Source organism: Cellulomonas gelida (assembly GCF_006538725.1).
GTDB classification, from domain to species: domain Bacteria; phylum Actinomycetota; class Actinomycetes; order Actinomycetales; family Cellulomonadaceae; genus Cellulomonas; species Cellulomonas gelida.
This window is the reverse complement of sequence record NZ_BJLQ01000018.1, coordinates 26,330-42,864: the sequence shown is the minus strand read 5'-3', so window position 1 is coordinate 42,864 and position 16,535 is coordinate 26,330. Positions and strand designations below refer to the sequence as shown.

Genomic DNA, 16,535 nt, shown 5'->3' with positions numbered 1-16,535 from the left:
ACGCGCGGCGCCACTGGTCGCGCAGGGCCCGAACCCGGTTCGCGGGTGCCGAGTGCCGATCGTGTGAAGGGTCGCAGGACGCCGGCCCGCGGCCCGCCCGGGGCAGGGCCTGGTCGCGCATACTGGACGGCGCGTCCGCTGACGCCTGCCCTCGCCCGCCTCGTCGTGGTGCGAGGGTGCGTGCGGAAGGGACGCTCCTCGTCGTCGTCAGGAAGGCAACACGTTGGCCGGCTCGTCTCGCGCCTCCGCCCCGCGGTCGCGTCGCAGCGCCCCTCGTGGATCCGGCGCTCGCCCCGCGAACGCCCCCAAGCGCAAGTTCTTCGACTACCCGCGCTCGGGGTACCACGGGCTCCACCGCTGGCTGCCGTCGTGGCGGTTCCTGCTCGGCTCGTTCCTGACCGTCGCGTTCCTGGGCGCCGGCGCGCTCGTCGCGGCCTACGTCGGGATCAAGGTGCCCGCCGCGGGTGCCGAGGTGCAGTCGCAGACGACGACCGTCTACTACGCGGGCGGCCGCAAGGTCATGGGCACGTTCGAGGTCCAGAAGCGCCAGCTCGTCGAGCTCTCGACCCTGCCGACGTACGTCGGCGGCGCCGTGATCGCCGCCGAGGACCGCACGTTCGAGACGAACTCCGGCATCTCCGTCACCGGCATGGCGCGTGCGCTCATCAACAACGCGACCGGCGGCAAGAAGCAGGGTGGCTCGACGCTCACGCAGCAGTACGTCGAGCGCTACTACGTCGAGAAGACGACGACCGACTACATCGGCAAGTTCCGCGAGACGCTCCTGGCGCTGAAGATCACGCAGGAGGAGTCCAAGCCGGAGATCCTCGAGCGCTACCTCAACACGATCTACTTCGGCCGGGACTCCTACGGCATCCAGGCCGCGGCGCAGTCGTACTTCAAGGTCGACGCGAAGGACCTGACGATCTCGCAGGCCGCGCTGCTCGCGGGCATCATCCCGTCCCCGAACAACTGGGACCCGGCGGTGAGCCCGACGAAGGCCGAGGCGCGCTGGAACATCGTCATGAGCGCGATGCTCGAGGACAAGCACATCACGCAGGCGGAGTTCGACGCCGCGCAGTTCCCGACGACCGTGGTGTACCAGCGGTCGGCGAAGTACACGGGCACCGCGGGGTACCTGCTCAAGATGGTCGAGGACGAGATGGCGACCGAGGCCATCAACATCAGCAAGGAGCAGCTCGACCGCGGCGGCTACAAGATCATCACGACGGTCCAGAAGCCCGTGCAGGACCAGCTCACCGCCTCGGTGGAGAAGCTCTGGTCGGGTGAGCTGACCGACGGCGCGACCCCGCCGAGCGAGAACCTCAAGGTCGCGGCGTCGTCGGTCGACCCCTCGTCGGGCGGTGTCATCGCGCTGTACGGCGGAAAGGACTTCCTGACCGACCAGGTGAACCGCGCGACCTACGGCAACGGCATGCAGGCCGGCTCGACGTTCAAGCCGTTCACGCTCGTCGCCGCGCTCAAGGAGGGGATCTCGCTCGACACGCGGTTCTCCGGCAAGTCGCCCATGACGCTCGACGGCTGGGGCTCCGGCGACCAGAAGGTCAGCAACTTCGGCGGCTCGTCGTACGGCTCGATCGACCTCGTCGACGCGACCGCCGACTCGGTGAACACCGTGTACGCGCAGCTCAACCTGGAGGTCGGCGCCGACAAGACCGCGCAGGTCGCGAAGGACGCGGGCATCCTGACGCCCGTCGAGGCCGTCCCGTCCAACGTGCTCGGCAGCTCGTCGGTGCATCCGCTCGACATGGCGAACGCGTACGCGACGTTCGCCGCGCAGGGCGTGCACCACGACGTGCACATCGTGTCCCAGGTGCTCAACCCGGACGGCTCGGTGAACTACCAGACCGACGGCGACCCCGAGCGCAAGTTCGAGCAGGACGTGATGGCGGACGCGACGTACGCGATGACGCAGGTGGTCCAGAAGGGGTCCGGCAAGCCGTACATCGCCCCGCTGGGTGTGCCGATCGCCGGCAAGACGGGCACGTCGACCGGCAACATCTCCGCGTGGTTCGTCGGCTACACGCCGACGATCTCGACGGCCGTCGCCCTCAGCCAGGTCGGCGACGACGGCTCGTCCGAGGTCACGATCAAGCCCTTCGGTCCGAGCCCGTACGGCGGGCCGCTCGGCGAGGTGACGGGTGGCTCGATCCCCGCTCGTCTGTGGGCCGAGTACATGGGCCCGGTGCTCGACATGGAGCAGTTCGCCAAGCAGCGCGACTTCCCGCCGCGCGCGGACGTCGGCGACAAGCCGACCTCGTCGCCCACGCCCACCCCGACGGCCACGCCGACGACGGAGCCGACCGAGGAGCCGACGATCGACGCGACCGTCAAGGTCCCGGGCAGGCTCGCGGGCAAGACGCAGGCGGACGCCACGGCCGCGCTGCTCGCCGTGGGTCTCGAGCCGGTGATCGTCTCCCAGTCGTCGGAGAAGGTGGCCGCGGGACGAGTGATCTCCGTGGAGCCGTCGGGCGGGACCAAGGTGCCCGTGGGGACCCAGGTGACGATCGTCGTCTCGACCGGGCCCGAGCAGCAGCCGGACCCCGAGCCGACGGGCGACCCGGGCCCTGACCCGACCGAGGCGGCCCCGCCGCCGAAGAAGAACGACTGAGCGTCGTCGCCCTGGGGCGCGGCCGGGTGATCCCCGGCTGTCCACAGGGCGACGATTTCACCGGGCCGTCACCGGGCCGGTAGGCTAGAACACTGCTGTGCCTCCGTCTCGCCGCTGCCATCAGCGCCGGACGGGGGACGACGAGGGCTCCGGCCCCCGTCGACAGCGACGCATGAGAACCCTCCTGTCACGGAACGACCGTGACCGCTGAGACCAGAGGAGGTGGGTATGAGCCTGCGTCAGTACGAGATCATGATCATCCTCGATCCCGAGATCGAGGAGCGCACCGTCGCCCCGTCGCTCGACAAGTACCTGTCGGTCGTCAAGACCGACGGCGGCAACGTCGACAAGGTGGACATCTGGGGTCGCCGTCGCCTGGCCTACGAGATCAACAAGAAGGCCGAGGGCATCTACGCGGTCGTCGACTTCACCGCGGAGCCGGCCACGGCCAAGGAGCTCGACCGCCAGCTCGGCCTCAACGAGGTCGTCCTGCGCACGAAGGTCCTGCGCCGAGGCGTGTGACCCGTCGGTGCGCGCCGCTCGCGTGCGCACCACATCGAAGGACAGAGCAGTTCGAGGATCGATCGAGGAGCTGGCATGGCTGGTGAGACCGTCATCACGGTGATCGGGAACCTGACCGGGGACCCGGAGCTGCGCTTCACCCCGTCGGGTGCGGCCGTGGCCAACTTCACCGTCGCGTCGACGCCCCGCACGTTCGACCGCCAGAGCAACGAGTGGAAGGACGGCGACACGCTGTTCATGCGCTGCTCGATCTGGCGCGAGGCTGCGGAGTCGGTCGCGGAGTCGCTCACCAAGGGCACGCGCGTGATCGTGACCGGCCGCCTGGTCCAGCGCTCGTACGAGACCCGTGAGGGCGAGAAGCGCACGGTCGTCGAGCTGCAGGTGGACGAGGTCGGTCCGTCGCTCCGTTACGCCACGGCCAAGGTCACCCGCGCCCAGCGCTCGGGTGGCGGCGGTGGCTTCGGCGGCGGCGGTGGCGGCTACTCCGGTGGCGGCCAGTCGAACACCGGCGGCGACGACCCGTGGGCCACGCCCGCGAGTGGTGGCAGCGCCGGTGGCGGCTACTCCGACGAGCCCCCGTTCTGATCCTCTAGATCCTTCGAGACCCCAGACATCACATCCCCGGGCATGGCAACGCCCGGGGCTCCAGAGACAGGAGCACCGCGATGGCCAAGGCCGTTGTTCGCAAGCCCAAGAAGAAGCAGAACCCGCTCAAGGCAGCCAAGATCGAGGTTGTCGACTACAAGGACACCGCGCTGCTGCGCAAGTTCATCTCCGACCGCGGGAAGATCCGCGCTCGCCGGGTGACCGGTGTGTCCGTGCAGGAGCAGCGCGCGATCGCGCGTGCCGTCAAGAACGCGCGCGAGATGGCTCTGCTGCCGTACTCGTCGTCGGCTCGCTGAGAAGGAGGCCTGAAGATGGCGAAGATCATCCTCACGCACGAGGTCACCGGCCTCGGCGCCCCGGGCGACGTGGTCGAGGTCAAGGACGGGTACGCCCGTAACTACCTGATCCCGCGCAACCTTGCCGCCCCGTGGACCAAGGGTGCGGAGAAGGACATCACGGCGATCCGCAAGGCCCGCAAGGCCCGCGAGATCGCGACCCTCGACGACGCCAAGGCTGTGCGCGACTCGCTGCAGTCGAAGGCCGTCGTCGTGTCGGCCAAGGCCGGCGACGCCGGTCGCCTGTTCGGCGCCGTGACCACCGCGGAGATCGCGGACGCGGTCAAGGCGTCGGGCGCCCCGGCGATCGACAAGCGCAAGGTCGAGATCGCTCAGCCGATCAAGGCCCTGGGCGAGTACACCGTCTCGGTCCGCCTCCACCCGGAGGTCGCCGCGACCGTGACCGTCAAGGTCGTCGCCGCCTGAGCTGACGCTCGGTCGACTCGAGGCCCCGTCCCCTTCCTGGGGGCGGGGCCTCGTGCTGTGCCGGCGCGGGGGAGCCGGCGTCGGCGGCGGTGCCGCGGAGTCTCGCGCACGCAATTGCGTACCGATCCGGTCCAGGTGAATTGATTCGCCAGGGTGCGGTCGCTTGCCTGCGCCCGAGACGGTGGTGGACCGACCACTCGCAGACCGAAGGGGGCACCCGTGTCCGCTCAGCCCACAGCGACCGAACCCACCCGCATCACCGAGGACACCAAGCCGCCGCCCCCCGTCAACAAGCGTGCTCGCCTGTTCGGCACGCTCCTGCTGGTGCTCGGCGCGATCATGATCGTCGGCGGCATCGGCGCCTGGGGTGCCGTCGCCCAGGGACTCGCGCAGGAGAACGTCAACGTGACCGACACCGCGCCGGCGTTCGTCGGCGAGCGGGTCGACGCACCCTGGGAGGCGTGGGCGCAGTCCGAGGCGATCCGCACCGACCTCGAGCAGATGACCGACGGCCGCACGTACGCCGAGATCGACCGCGAGGACCCGCTGCGGCCGAGCGTCGCGACCGGCACGTTCCTGCGCGCGTCCCTCATGACCTCGGTGATCGGGTTCGGCGTCGCGCTCGCGGTCGTCGGCGTCGGCGTCGGGTTCGTGATCGGCGGCCTGGGCCTGCGCAGCCTCGCCCGCCGTCAGGCGGCCCTGGCGGCGTGAGCCGACTCGACCGTCATGGACGCACGGTCGACACGAGGCCCCGTCCCTCTGGGGGGCGGGGCCTCGCACGTGCCGGCGTCGTTCGGCCGGCGTCAGCCGGCGGTGCTGCGAACAGTGCCGACGAGACCTCGTGGGCGGTCGGCGGCGGTCAGGACCCGGTCGGGGTGAGCAGTGCGTGCAGGCCGGGTCGGCCGATCGGCGGGTGGTCGGTCCACGGGAGCACGACGGGTGGTCGCGGGCTGAGCTCGGCGACCTCGGCGATCCGGTGCACCTCGTCGGCGGACTGTGCGGCCAGGACGCGGTGGTGGGTGCTCCGCTGCGAGAGCGCCGCGTTGACGACCCAGGTCCAGGGCACCAGCCCGGTGCGGGCCAGGTCCTCCTGCAGCGCGCGGGCCTCGTGGACCGGTGTCGCCTGCGGCAGGGTGAGCAGCACGATCCGCGTGCGATCGGGGTTGCTCAGCCGTTCGTAGAGGCGCGCCGAGTCGGACGTCGCGAGGTCTCCCGAGCGCGTGTGCTCCTGGGCGACGAAGGAGTGCGACGACTGCAGGAGCAGCAGGGTGTGCCCGGTCGGGGCGGTGTCGATCACGACCCAGCGGTGCTCGGCCTGGGCGACTGTGCGGGCGAACGCGTGGAACACCGCGACCTCCTCGGTGCACGGCGAGCGCAGGTCCTCCTCGAGCAGGTCGCGAGCCGCCGGGTCGAGCTGGGACCCCGCCTCGTCCATGACCTGAGCGGTGTAGGCGGTGGTCTCGAGGGACGGGTCGATCCGGGTGACGTGGAGGTTTGCCGGTGGGTCCTGCAGCACGAGCTCGACGTGGGCCGCGGGATCGGTGGTCGTGAGGGTGACCGGCAGGCCGCGCTCGGCCAGGGCGAGCGCGATCGCGGCGGCGACGGTCGTCTTGCCGACGCCTCCCTTGCCCATCGTCATGACGATCCCCGGCCCGGCCGCGGCCACGGCGTCCACGAGGTCGACCAGTCGGCTGGTCGAGGGGGACTCCGGTGGGAGCGACGGCGTCTCGGCTTCGTCGGCACACGGCTGTGCCGCGGCGCGCAGCGCGTCGACGCCGAGCGGGGCGCGGGCGAGCAGAGGCATCTCGTCGCCGGACCACACCCTCCTCAGAGGCTCGGGCATGGCGGCCAGCGCGGCGAGCTCGTGGTCGCTGCGGGCCTGGGCGAGCGCGTCGTCGTCCGGGTCGCCCAGGACGCCGTTGACGACGAGACGCTGGTTGAGCATCCCCAGATCGGTGAGCTCTCCGCTCGCCCGCGCCGCCTCGCTGAGCGAGGCGTCGTCGGGGCGGGCGACGAGCACCACCGTGGTGCGCGAGCCGTCACGCAGCGCGTCGAGGCCATCGGCGTAGGACTCCTGGGTCTGCCCGAGCGCCGAGACCGGGCCGACGCACGTGATCCCGCCGGTGTTGGACTCGAGGAATCCGTCCCACGCGGCCGGGAGGCTGAGCAGGCGCAGCGTGTGGCCGGTCGGCGCGGTGTCGAACGCGACGTGGTCGTACCCACCGACCAGCTCGTCATCCACCAGCAGCCGCACGAACTCGTTGAAGGCGGCGACCTCGACCGTGCACGGCCCGGACAGCTCTTCCTCGATCTGCGCGACCGCCTCGGGTGGCAGCAGCCCCCGGTACGGTCCGACGACCGTGTCGCGGTAGCGCGACGCGGCGGCCGTGGGGTCGAGGTCCAGCATGACCAGGCCGGGGACGTCGGGCACCGCCACGGGACGATCGTCGTCGCCGGTGACGCCCAGGACTTCCGGAAGGTTGCTCGCCGGGTCCGTCGAGACGATCAGCACGCGGCGACCCGCGTCCGCCAGGGCGACCGCGGTCGTCGACGCGCACGACGTCTTGCCGACGCCGCCCTTCCCCGTGAAGAAGAGGAACGGCGTGGCGTGCTCGACGATCCCGGCCAGCCACGCGTGCTGGACGGCGGTCGTCGTCATCTCAGCACCCGCCTGCGCCGCCGCAGCACCCGCCGCCGGCCGACTGCGCCAAGGGCAGCAGCCGGTCCACCGGTGCAGCCAGCCCGGCCCAGCCCGCGAGCTCGGCGCGGTCCGGGTAGCGGCCCGTGGCGCGGACCTCGCCGTCGACCAGCAGCGCAGGCAGACCGTCGACGCCGTGCTCGGCCAGCACTGTCGCCACCAGCGGGTTGCCGACGAACTTGCCCGGCTCCTGGGAGAGCGTCGCGCGGCTCACCTGGACGCCCTGGCCGGACAACCACTCCAGGTCCGCCGCGAACCTGCTCAGCGTCGGGTCGACGTCCGTCCCGCACACCCCCGTCGAACAGCACATCGCGGGGTCGAAGACCTCGACAGTCGCCATGACGCCACCTCCATCCATCGATGTACGTTGATGGGACCACCGTCTCATCGACACGCGTCGATGCCTCGGACGAAGGTCCCGGCCGTGCACGACGTCAGGCGTCGAGGAGGCCGCGGGGTTTCACGCCCCGACGGCAGGGACGCCGAGCTCGTCGAGCAGGGTCACGATGCGTGAGCGGATCTCGTCGCGGATCGGGCGGACCGACTCGATGCCCTGGCCCGCGGGGTCCTCGAGCTTCCAGTCCTCGTAGCGCTTGCCCGGGAAGTAGGGGCACGCGTCGCCGCAGCCCATGGTGACGACGACGTCCGAGGCCTGCACGGCCTCGATGGTGAGGATCTTCGGCTGCTCGGCGGCGATGTCGACGCCGACCTCCGCCATCGCCGCCACCGCGACGGGGTTGACCTGGTCGGCGGGCATCGAACCGGCCGAACGGACCTCGACGGCCCCACCGGACAGGGCGGACAGGAAGCCGGCGGCCATCTGCGAGCGGCCGGCGTTGTGGACACAGACGAACAGGACGCTGGGCTTGTCGGTGGTCGGGGCCATGACTCACTCCTCAGGTCGTGGGGGGACAGGCTCGTGACGAGGGCCGCTGCGCGGTGGCTCAGGCGCTCACTCAGAGGTCGGACGCGGACATCTTGACCACCCGTACGTCGATCAGTCAAAATTGACTCAATGAACACTGAGTGGCTAGCCCTGGTCGAACGCCGCGCGGCGCTGCACGGCGCTCTGTCCGACCCCGGCCGTCTCGCCGTGGTCGACCTGCTCTCGCGCGGGGACGCCTCCCCGTCCGAGCTCGCCGCTGAGCTGTCGATGCCCTCCAACCTCCTCGCGCACCACGTCAACGTCCTGGTCGAGCACGGCCTCGTCGAACGCACGCGCTCGGAGGGCGACCGCCGCCGCACCTACCTGCGCCTGCTGCCCACCGAGCTCGGCCCCCTGACGACGAGCCCTCTGCCGCGCCCGGCCCGCGTCCTGTTCGTCTGCACCGCGAACTCCGCGCGCTCGCACCTCGCGGCGGCCCTCTGGCGGCGCGCCAGCCAGATCCCGGCGGCGTCGGCCGGCACCCACCCCGCACCCGTGATCCACCCGGGGGCGATCGCCGCGGCGGCGCGCCACGACGTCGACCTGCGCGACGGACGACCGCAGACCATCGATGACGTCCGTCGTGAGGGCGACCTCGTCATCACGGTCTGCGACCGCGCCCACGAGGAGGTCGGGCTCACCGCCGACGTGCACTGGTCCATCCCGGATCCGGTCCCCTACGGCAGCGACGACGCGTTCGACCACGCCGTCACCGAGCTGAGCCGCCGCGTCGCCCAGCTCGTCCCCCGCCTCGTCATGAGCTGAGGCGCCAGCAGGACGTGCGCAGATCGTCGGGACCACAGGCACGAGCTCCGCGGAGGCCGCGGGCCTGCCCCCAGCCCGCGTCATCCCCGGACGTCGACTCCGGCCGGGCTCGTCCCCGCGCCCAGGAGGACGACGACCCGTGTCGCTGAGACCTCTTGCCGCGGACTGGTTGCGCGTATAGCGTGCTGGTTGTGCGTACAGCATCGTCGCCGGACGACCGGCGCGCGAGCGAGCTCACCGCGTGGGCGAGGATTCGCGACGCGGCCGTCGAGTGCTTCGCCGAGCAAGGGTTCGACGCGCCGTTCCGGGTGATCGCCGAGCGCGCCGGCGTCTCGCCCGCGTTGATCACGCACCACTTCGGCTCGAAGGCCGGCCTGCGTGAGCACTGTGACGCCGAGGTGCTGCGTCGCTACGGGGCCCTCAAGGCGAGCAGCCTGGCCGACCCGAGCGCGTACCTGTTCGCCAACCTGACCGACCCCGGGCCCTCCGCCGAGCTCGTCGTCTACATGATCCGCGCGATCCATGCCGGGGGTGAGCCCGCACAGCAGTTCCTCGAGCATCTCGTCGACGAGGCGCGCGACATCATGCGCGACAGCGTCCAGTCCGGACTCGTGCGTCCCTCGCGAGACGAGGAGGCGCGCCTGCGCTACCTCGTCTTCCAGACCATGGGGTCACTGCTGATGCAGTTCCTCACCATGCCCGACGCCACACCCCGGGCATTCGTCGAGGCCGTGAGCGCGCGCAACCACGACCAGATCCTGCCGACCCTGGAGCTCTTCACGGAGGGCTTGCTGACCTCCAGGCGGATGCTCGACGACTACCTGCTGTACGTCGGCGACCCGCCCGACGGTGACCAGCAGCAGTCAGATCGACAGAGTGCGTGACGGCGCAGCCGTCCGCTCCCTCCACCTGCCACGACACCTCCCGAGGAACGTTCATGCCCACGGCAGCCTCCATGGCGGTGCAGGTCGAGAACCTGCACAAGAGCTTCGGCCACGTCCACGCCCTGCGAGGGCTGGACCTGACCGTCCCGACCGGTCAGGTGACCGGCTTCCTCGGCCCCAACGGGGCCGGGAAGACCACAGCCATCCGCGTCCTCCTCGGTCTGCTCAAGGCCGACTCCGGACGCGTCGCTCTCCTCGACGGCGACCCCTGGACGGATGCGGTGCGGCTGCACAGGCGCGTCGCGTACGTGCCCGGCGACGTCACCCTCTGGCCGAACCTCACCGGCGGCGAGGCGATCGACATCCTCTGCCGGATCTCCGGCCCGCTCGACCCGCGGCGGAAGCACGCCATGCTCGAGAGGTTCGAGCTCGACCCCACCAAGAAGGCACGGACCTACTCGAAGGGCAACCGGCAGAAGGTCGCGCTCGTCGCCGCCCTCGCCTCCGATGCCGAGCTGCTCCTCCTGGACGAGCCGACGAGCGGACTCGACCCGCTGATGGAGGCGGCGTTCACCGAGTCCATCCGCGAGATCAAGGCGCAGGGGCGGTCGGTGCTGCTGTCGAGCCACATCTTCGCCGAGGTGGAGAAGCTCGCCGACCGCGTCACGATCATCCGCGAAGGTGCCACCGTCGAGTCCGGGACCATCGCCGAGCTCCGGCACCTGACGCGCACGCAGGTCACCGCTGTGCTCGACGGGGGCGTGGACGGCCTCGCGACGCTGCCCGGTGTGCACGACCTGACGGTGCTCGACCGGCACGTGACCTTCGCCGTCGACGAGGCGGCGCTGCCGACAGTCCTGGCGCGCGTCGCGGTGCTCGGGCCGCGCTCGCTCGTCGCCAACCCGCCGTCACTGGAAGAGCTGTTCCTGCGGCACTACGGCGACGAGCTCGCAGCTCTGTCCGCACGTGCGGAGCGGCAGCCGTGACGGCCACGACCGCCACGCCTCCGCGGCGACTCGCGCCGACAGCCCGTCGAGGACGCACGCTCGAGAGCTGCGCAGGGTGGCGACCGATGGTGCGCCTCCAGCTGCGCCGCAACCGGGTTCGTCTGGCGGCGTGGCTCGTCGCACTCGTCACGATGTTCGCGTACGTCGCGTCCTACTACCAGGAGCTCTTCCCCACCCAGGCGGCGCTCGACGACTTCGCCGCCGTCTCGAACACGCCCGGTATCAGGGCCCTCACCGGCCTGTCGCCAGCGGCGAACACGCTCGGCGGTGCGGTCTGGACGAAGGCCTGGATGACGATCGCGCTGGCCCTGGCGCTCGGGGTCGTGTTCCTCGCCACCCGGAACGGCCGGGCCGACGAGGAAGCGGGCCGCACCGAGCTGCTGCGCTCTCGGATGCTGGGGGTGCACGCCGCCACCGTCGCCTCGTGGCTGGTCCTGGCGTGCCTGTGCGTCCTGGTGGGCGTCGGCATCACCCTCGTCTCCGCCGCACAGGGCCTCGATCCTGCGGGCGCGGGACTGCGGGGTTCATCCGTGCTGGGCGCGTCAGTGGCGGGAGTCGGTCTCGTCGGCCTGGGCGTCGGCGCCGTTGCCGGACAAGTGGCCGGGACCGCGCGAGCCGCGAATGCACTCGGATCGGCGGTGATCCTCGGCTTCTACGTCCTGCGCATGGTGGGCGACCTCGGTGACGGCGCGCTCACGTGGGCGTCACCGATCGGGTGGGGCCAGAAGATGGAGCCGTTCGCGGGCGATCGGTGGTGGCCCCTCGCGCTGCTCGCCCTCCTTGCCGTCGTGCTGTGCACGGTCGCGATCACGCTCGAAGCCCGGCGTGACCATGGCGCAGGACTGATCGCGGCGAGGCCAGGGCGGGCATGGGCGCCACGCCGGTTCGCCTCGCCCCTGGGGCTCGGGCTGCGGTTGCAGCGCGGGCCGATCGTCGGATGGACGATCGCGGTCGTGCTCGCCGCGGTGCTGTTCGGCTCCGTCGCCGAGGCCATGGCCGACCTCCTGGACGACGCCGGCGGCGATACGGCCGACCTGCTGCGAGGCGCGGGTGTTCCGGCGCTGCTGTCGATGCTCGCCAGCATGATCGGACTCGTCACGGCGGTCTTCGCGACCCAGTCGGCAGTGTCGCTGCGCGGCGACGAGGCGACCGGCATCCTCGAGCCGCAGCTCGCCGGAGCCATCTCACGCACCCGTTGGGCTCTGGAGCGCCTGCTCATCCCCGTGGCCGGCTCCGCCGTGCTGCTCGCCGTCGGAGGCGCGGTCCTCGGAGCCGTGTACGGAGCGACGGTCGACGACCCCTCTCAGTCAGCCGCGATGGCCGGCGCCACGCTCGCGTACTGGCCGGCGGTCATGGTCCTGGTCGGGCTCGCGGTCGCCCTGTTCGGCTGGGTGCCCCGCGTCGCGGTGCCCGCCACGTGGGGCGTCATGGCCGCGATGTGGTTCGCCACCATGCTCGGTGAGGTCTTCGGGCTGCCCGACTGGGTCCTGGACGGACTGCCGTTCGCAGCAGTCCCGTACCTTCCGCTGGAGCCCTTCTCCTGGACGCCCCTGGTGGCGCTGACGATGGTCGCCGCTGTGCTGACCTGGTCGGGCGTCCACCGGTTGAGGCGGCGAGACCTCCAACCTGCCTGACTCGCGCGAGCGGCGGCGCCGCCTCGCGGAGGTGCGGGAGCTGCGGCTCCGACCGTCACGCAGGGTCACGGTCGGACAGACCGGGCACGGGCCTCAGACCTCGTCGCGCCAGGTGTGCTGCGGGTCGTACCCCAGCAGGCGACGTGCCTTGTCGATGGACAGGAGCGTCTCGCGGCCCTCGATCGGGCGTCGCACGGGGACGTCCGGGAAGTACTCGGCGACCAGCTCGGCCGACGGGCGGTCCAGCACCGAGTCGGGTGAGGCGACGATGAAGGCCTCGAACCCCCGCAGGTCGCTCTCGAGCGCGAGGCGGACCGCGAGGGCACCGTCGCGGGCGTCGATGTAGCTCCACAGGTTCCAGATCCGGCTGCGCGGGTCGGCCGCGAAGCTCGGGAACGCGGCGTAGTCGCCGACGTCCATGACGTTGGAGAACCGCAGGCCGATGAGCTTGAGCTCCGGGTCCCAGCGCGTGAAGTGCCGAGCCATCTCCTCCTCGACGGCCTTGCCGAGGGAGTACGTGCTCTCCGGGCGGACGGCGTACTCCTCGTCGACCGGCACGTACGGCGGAGGCGTCTCGAAGGGCAGCCCGAGGACGGTCTCGCTCGACGCCCAGACCACGTTCGTGATGCCTGCGCGGCGGGCGGCGCTGAACACGTGGTGCGTGGCGACGACGTTGTTCGCGAACGTCGCACCGCTCGGGCGCAGACCCGGCGCGGGAATCGCTGCCAGGTGCACCACCGCGTCGACACCGTCGTACCTGTCGTCGATCCCCGTGAGCGCCTCGGTCACCTCGCCGAGATCGGTGAGGTCGACCCGGGTGAACAGCGCCTGCTGATCCGCCGGAGGGGGAGCGGTGTCGACGTTGACCACGTCGTACCCGTGCGCCGCCAGGTGCTCGACGACGGCGCGGCCGAGCTTGCCGCTCCCGCCGGTCACGACGACGCGGCTCATGCGCCGACCCCGACGTGCGACGACGAGACCCGCGCGTCCCCGGCCTGCACGAGAGCTGCCGGGCGCGGCGACGGGACAGGTGCGGAGCGGGGCAGGTTCATGCGCACATCACATCACGGGCCGTCTCGCTGCCAGCCGCAGGGAAGACCGCACTCGTCGTCCACACGAAGCGTTTCAGGCAGGACCGGGGGGCATCGTCCCGTGTGACATTGAGCCCGACGCCGTGTGAACGATCACACGACGGATGCCAGTGGGTCCGTCCACGCGGCGCACCCGCTCCCGGATCGAAGGGAGATGGACAGGTGAGAAGAAGCCCAAGGAGCCCGCGACGACGGTGGTCCGCGATGCTCGTCGCGCTGGGCGTCGCGGCGGCCGGTGCGGTCGCGGTCGCGGCGGCGCCGACGGCGACCGCAGCGAGCATCGACACCTCGGCGTCGTACGTGCTGGTCAACCGCACCAGCGGCAAGGCCCTCGACGTGTACGCCCGGGCCACCACTGACGGTGCCCGCATCACGCAGTGGTCGCGCAACGACGGCACCAACCAGCAGTGGCAGTTCGTCGACTCGGGCGGCGGCTACTACCGGCTCAAGTCCCGCCTGTCCGGCAAGGTCCTCGACGTCAGCGGCCGGTCCGCTGCCGACGGCGCCGCGATCATCCAGTGGACCGACAACAACTCGTCGAACCAGCAGTTCAGCATCCAGGACGTCGACGGGTACATCCAGCTGATCGCGCGCCACAGCGGCAAGGCCGTCGAGGTGCAGGGCGCCTCCACCGCCGACGGCGGCAACGTCGTGCAGTACGCCGACTGGAACGGCAGCAACCAGCAGTGGCAGATGGTCCGCGTCGGCGGTGGCACGCCCACGCCCACGCCGACGCCCACGTCGGGGACCGGGTGCTCGCTGCCGTCGTCGTACCGGTGGGACTCCTCGGGCCCCCTCGCCCAGCCGCGGTCGGGCTGGACGTCGCTGAAGGACTTCACGAACGTCGTCCACAACGGCAAGCACCTCGTGTACGCGTCGAAGGTCGAGAACGGCAGCTACGGCTCGATGGCGTTCAGCCCGTTCACGAACTGGTCGGACATGGCGACCACGAGCCAGAACGCCCTCCCCTCCGGCACGGTCGCTCCCACGCTGTTCTACTTCGCGCCCAAGAACATCTGGGTCCTGGCCTACCAGTGGGGTCAGTGGCCGTTCATCTACCGGACCTCGACCGACCCGACGAACGTCAACTCGTGGTCGTCACCGCAGCCGCTGTTCACGGGCAGCATCACCGGCTCCGGGACCGGCCCGATCGACCAGACCCTCATCGGTGACGGGCAGAACATGTACCTGTTCTTCGCCGGCGACAACGGCAAGATCTACCGCGCGAGCATGCCGATCGGGAACTTCCCGGGCAGCTTCGGGTCGAGCTACACCACGATCATGAGCGACACCACGGCCAACCTGTTCGAGGGCGTGGAGGTCTACAAGGTCGCCGGTCAGAACCAGTACCTGATGATCGTCGAGGCGATGGGCTCGGGCGGGCGCTACTTCCGCTCGTTCACGTCCTCCAGCCTGTCGGGGTCGTGGACACCGCAGGCCGCGTCCGAGAGCAACCCGTTCGCGGGCAAGGCCAACAGCGGCGCGACGTGGACCAACGACATCAGCCACGGCGACCTGGTCCGGTCCAACCCCGACCAGACCAAGACGATCGACCCGTGCAACCTGCAGCTGCTCTACCAGGGCCGCGACCCCAACGTGAACGCCGACTACAACAACCTGCCGTACCGCCCGGGCCTGCTCACGCTCCGGCGCTGACGAGCGGCGCACGACACCCACGAGCGTGGGAGCCAGGGGGTGGGCCCGGTTCATCCGAGCCCACCCCCCCTCCGGCGCCGCCGGCGAAGTGCGTCGAGCAGGTCCTGTGCCGCGGCCGTGTCCGCTGCGGCCGCTTCCGCGACCTTCAGCAGGTGCGATCACGCCAGGTGCTTCTGCCAGACCGCCGCGACACCGTCCGCCACGAAGCCGAGCGCGACGTTGATCGCGAGCATGTGGGCGTTCTCCTGCGCGTTCCACGTGTGGATCCGCTCGACGCCCGGCCGCCACGCGGCGAGCGCACGCAGGTTCGCGACCTTGACGAGCATCCCGAGGCGGTGCCCGCGGTGCTCGCGCAGCACGAGCGTGTCCTCCTGGAACCCGAACGGGACCTCGGGGAAGGGCACCTGGAGCACCGTGAACGCGACGAGCTCGCCCGACGCGACGTGCTCGGCCACCGCGACCAGCACATGCTGCTGCCGGCCCGCGAGGTCCGCGAGGTGGCTACGCACGCGGTCGGCGTCCCACGAGTCCTCGTCGTAGTCGACCTCGCCGAGCGGCACGTCCGTGCTCATCCGGGTCCACAGCCGCGCGAGGTCGTCGAGGCGGTCCTCGGGGATCTCGTCGCGCCACGTGACGATCCGGTAGGTGTCACCGGCCGCGGCGGCGGCATCGTCGCCGAGGCGGTCGAGCACCGGCGACGGAACCGGCAGGTACAGCGTGGAGTGGCGACCGACCTGCTCGAGCGCGTAGCCGCGCTCGAGCGAGACGACCGCCTCGGGCGAGTCGACCGGCACGCGGCCGGCACCCGTGCGGGGTTCGAGCGCTCCCGGCCCCGCGGGCGGCTCCGGGGCGTGCGGTGCCGTGTAGACGACGGTCGTACAACCGAGCGCCGCGGCCTCCTCCTCGATCCCCGCGAGCAGCACGTCGAGAACGCCGTCGTGAGCGTGCGCGGGACGCACGGCCAGCGGTCCGGCCCAGAGCAGGTGCGTGTTGGCCTCGCGGCCGACGACGACGAGCGCGACCCCGACGACGTCAGCGGGCTGCGGCGGGACGTCCTGCGGGTGCGAGGCGCGCACCACCAGGAGCATCTGCTTGCGGTCGTACTCCTGGTGACGGACGACGCCGTGCATGACCCACGGCGGAGCCCACTGGTCGGTCCAGCCCCACACGGCGGCCTCGCGCTCGCGCTCGACGTCGCTGAACGCGTGCAGCGCCCACGCGTCGGGGTGGTCGAGGTCGGCGGGTGGTTCGGGAGCGCGCACGACGCGCCAGCTTCGGTCGGTCACGCGCCGAGTCTGGCGACCCGGCACCGGGCCTGACCAGGCATTAGTGTCCCGCTCAACGCTTGGGTGCG

Annotated in this window: 16 protein-coding genes; 11 read left to right on the top strand and 5 right to left on the bottom strand. The window is 71.2% G+C overall.

The features are described from left to right. The first annotated feature begins 223 nt into the window (after positions 1–223). The 6 genes from CGE01nite_RS09685 to CGE01nite_RS09660 all read left to right on the top strand — a co-directional run bounded on the left by CGE01nite_RS09685 (position 224) and on the right by CGE01nite_RS09660 (position 5,232). Positions 224–2,632 (top strand): transglycosylase domain-containing protein, encoded by a 2,409-nt coding sequence (locus CGE01nite_RS09685; RefSeq protein ID WP_048341975.1) that lies wholly within the window; start codon positions 224–226, stop codon positions 2,630–2,632. Positions 2,633–2,860: 228 nt separating this feature from the next. Beyond that, positions 2,861–3,154 (top strand): 30S ribosomal protein S6, encoded by a 294-nt coding sequence (gene rpsF / locus CGE01nite_RS09680; RefSeq protein WP_048341974.1) that lies wholly within the window; start codon positions 2,861–2,863, stop codon positions 3,152–3,154. Positions 3,155–3,229: 75 nt separating this feature from the next. Then, positions 3,230–3,739, top strand: coding sequence for a single-stranded DNA-binding protein (locus tag CGE01nite_RS09675; protein ID WP_141370576.1), 510 nt, complete (start codon positions 3,230–3,232; stop codon positions 3,737–3,739). Between the two features lie 80 nt (positions 3,740–3,819). Beyond that, complete coding sequence (gene rpsR, locus CGE01nite_RS09670) at positions 3,820–4,056, top strand: 30S ribosomal protein S18 (protein WP_013885186.1); 237 nt, start codon at positions 3,820–3,822, stop codon at positions 4,054–4,056. 15 nt (positions 4,057–4,071) lie between these two features. Further along, positions 4,072–4,521 (top strand): 50S ribosomal protein L9, encoded by a 450-nt coding sequence (gene rplI, locus CGE01nite_RS09665; RefSeq protein WP_048341972.1) that lies wholly within the window; start codon positions 4,072–4,074, stop codon positions 4,519–4,521. Positions 4,522–4,740: 219 nt separating this feature from the next. Beyond that, positions 4,741–5,232 (top strand): aromatic ring-opening dioxygenase LigA, encoded by a 492-nt coding sequence (locus CGE01nite_RS09660; RefSeq protein WP_229747326.1) that lies wholly within the window; start codon positions 4,741–4,743, stop codon positions 5,230–5,232. A 148-nt stretch (positions 5,233–5,380) separates the two neighbouring features. Here the strand turns inward: CGE01nite_RS09660 and arsA are convergent, their stop codons facing one another. From arsA to CGE01nite_RS09645, 3 genes are all read right to left on the bottom strand, one after another. Next, positions 5,381–7,180 carry an arsenical pump-driving ATPase gene (gene arsA, locus CGE01nite_RS09655; RefSeq protein ID WP_141370574.1) on the bottom strand — a complete coding sequence of 600 codons (1,800 nt, stop codon included), beginning with the start codon at positions 7,178–7,180 and terminating at the stop codon, positions 5,381–5,383. A 1-nt stretch (position 7,181) separates the two neighbouring features. Then, positions 7,182–7,559: an arsenite efflux transporter metallochaperone ArsD gene (gene arsD / locus CGE01nite_RS09650; RefSeq protein WP_141370572.1), complete on the bottom strand. Its 378-nt coding sequence runs from the start codon at positions 7,557–7,559 to the stop codon at positions 7,182–7,184. Positions 7,560–7,679: 120 nt separating this feature from the next. Then, a complete protein-coding gene (locus tag CGE01nite_RS09645) occupies positions 7,680–8,105 on the bottom strand; it encodes an arsenate reductase ArsC (protein WP_141370570.1) in 426 nt (141 codons plus the stop codon). Between the two features lie 129 nt (positions 8,106–8,234). Between CGE01nite_RS09645 and CGE01nite_RS09640 the strand changes: the two genes are divergently transcribed. From CGE01nite_RS09640 to CGE01nite_RS09625, 4 genes are all read left to right on the top strand, one after another. After that, on the top strand, positions 8,235–8,909 hold the full coding sequence (locus CGE01nite_RS09640) for an arsenate reductase/protein-tyrosine-phosphatase family protein (protein ID WP_141370568.1): 675 nt from the start codon (positions 8,235–8,237) through the stop codon (positions 8,907–8,909). 191 nt (positions 8,910–9,100) lie between these two features. Then, the gene (locus CGE01nite_RS09635) at positions 9,101–9,793 is read left to right on the top strand and encodes a TetR/AcrR family transcriptional regulator (RefSeq protein WP_141370566.1); all 693 of its coding nucleotides are present in this window, start codon (positions 9,101–9,103) and stop codon (positions 9,791–9,793) included. Positions 9,794–9,846: 53 nt separating this feature from the next. Beyond that, complete coding sequence (locus CGE01nite_RS09630) at positions 9,847–10,779, top strand: ABC transporter ATP-binding protein (protein ID WP_048341964.1); 933 nt, start codon at positions 9,847–9,849, stop codon at positions 10,777–10,779. Between the two features lie 86 nt (positions 10,780–10,865). Then, entirely contained in the window at positions 10,866–12,434 is a 1,569-nt protein-coding gene (locus CGE01nite_RS09625) for an ABC transporter permease (RefSeq protein ID WP_141370564.1), read from the top strand. Between the two features lie 93 nt (positions 12,435–12,527). Here the strand turns inward: CGE01nite_RS09625 and CGE01nite_RS09620 are convergent, their stop codons facing one another. Beyond that, positions 12,528–13,385, bottom strand: a complete 858-nt coding sequence (locus CGE01nite_RS09620) for an NAD-dependent epimerase/dehydratase family protein (protein ID WP_141370562.1) — start codon at positions 13,383–13,385, stop codon at positions 12,528–12,530. Positions 13,386–13,729: 344 nt separating this feature from the next. Here CGE01nite_RS09620 and CGE01nite_RS09615 point away from each other — a divergent pair, with 344 nt between their 5' ends. Continuing rightward, the gene (locus CGE01nite_RS09615; RefSeq protein ID WP_141370560.1) at positions 13,730–15,181 is read left to right on the top strand and encodes a non-reducing end alpha-L-arabinofuranosidase family hydrolase; all 1,452 of its coding nucleotides are present in this window, start codon (positions 13,730–13,732) and stop codon (positions 15,179–15,181) included. Between the two features lie 158 nt (positions 15,182–15,339). Here the strand turns inward: CGE01nite_RS09615 and CGE01nite_RS09610 are convergent, their stop codons facing one another. Then, on the bottom strand, positions 15,340–16,467 hold the full coding sequence (locus tag CGE01nite_RS09610; RefSeq protein WP_141370558.1) for a GNAT family N-acetyltransferase: 1,128 nt from the start codon (positions 16,465–16,467) through the stop codon (positions 15,340–15,342). Between the last annotated feature and the right edge of the window lie 68 nt (positions 16,468–16,535).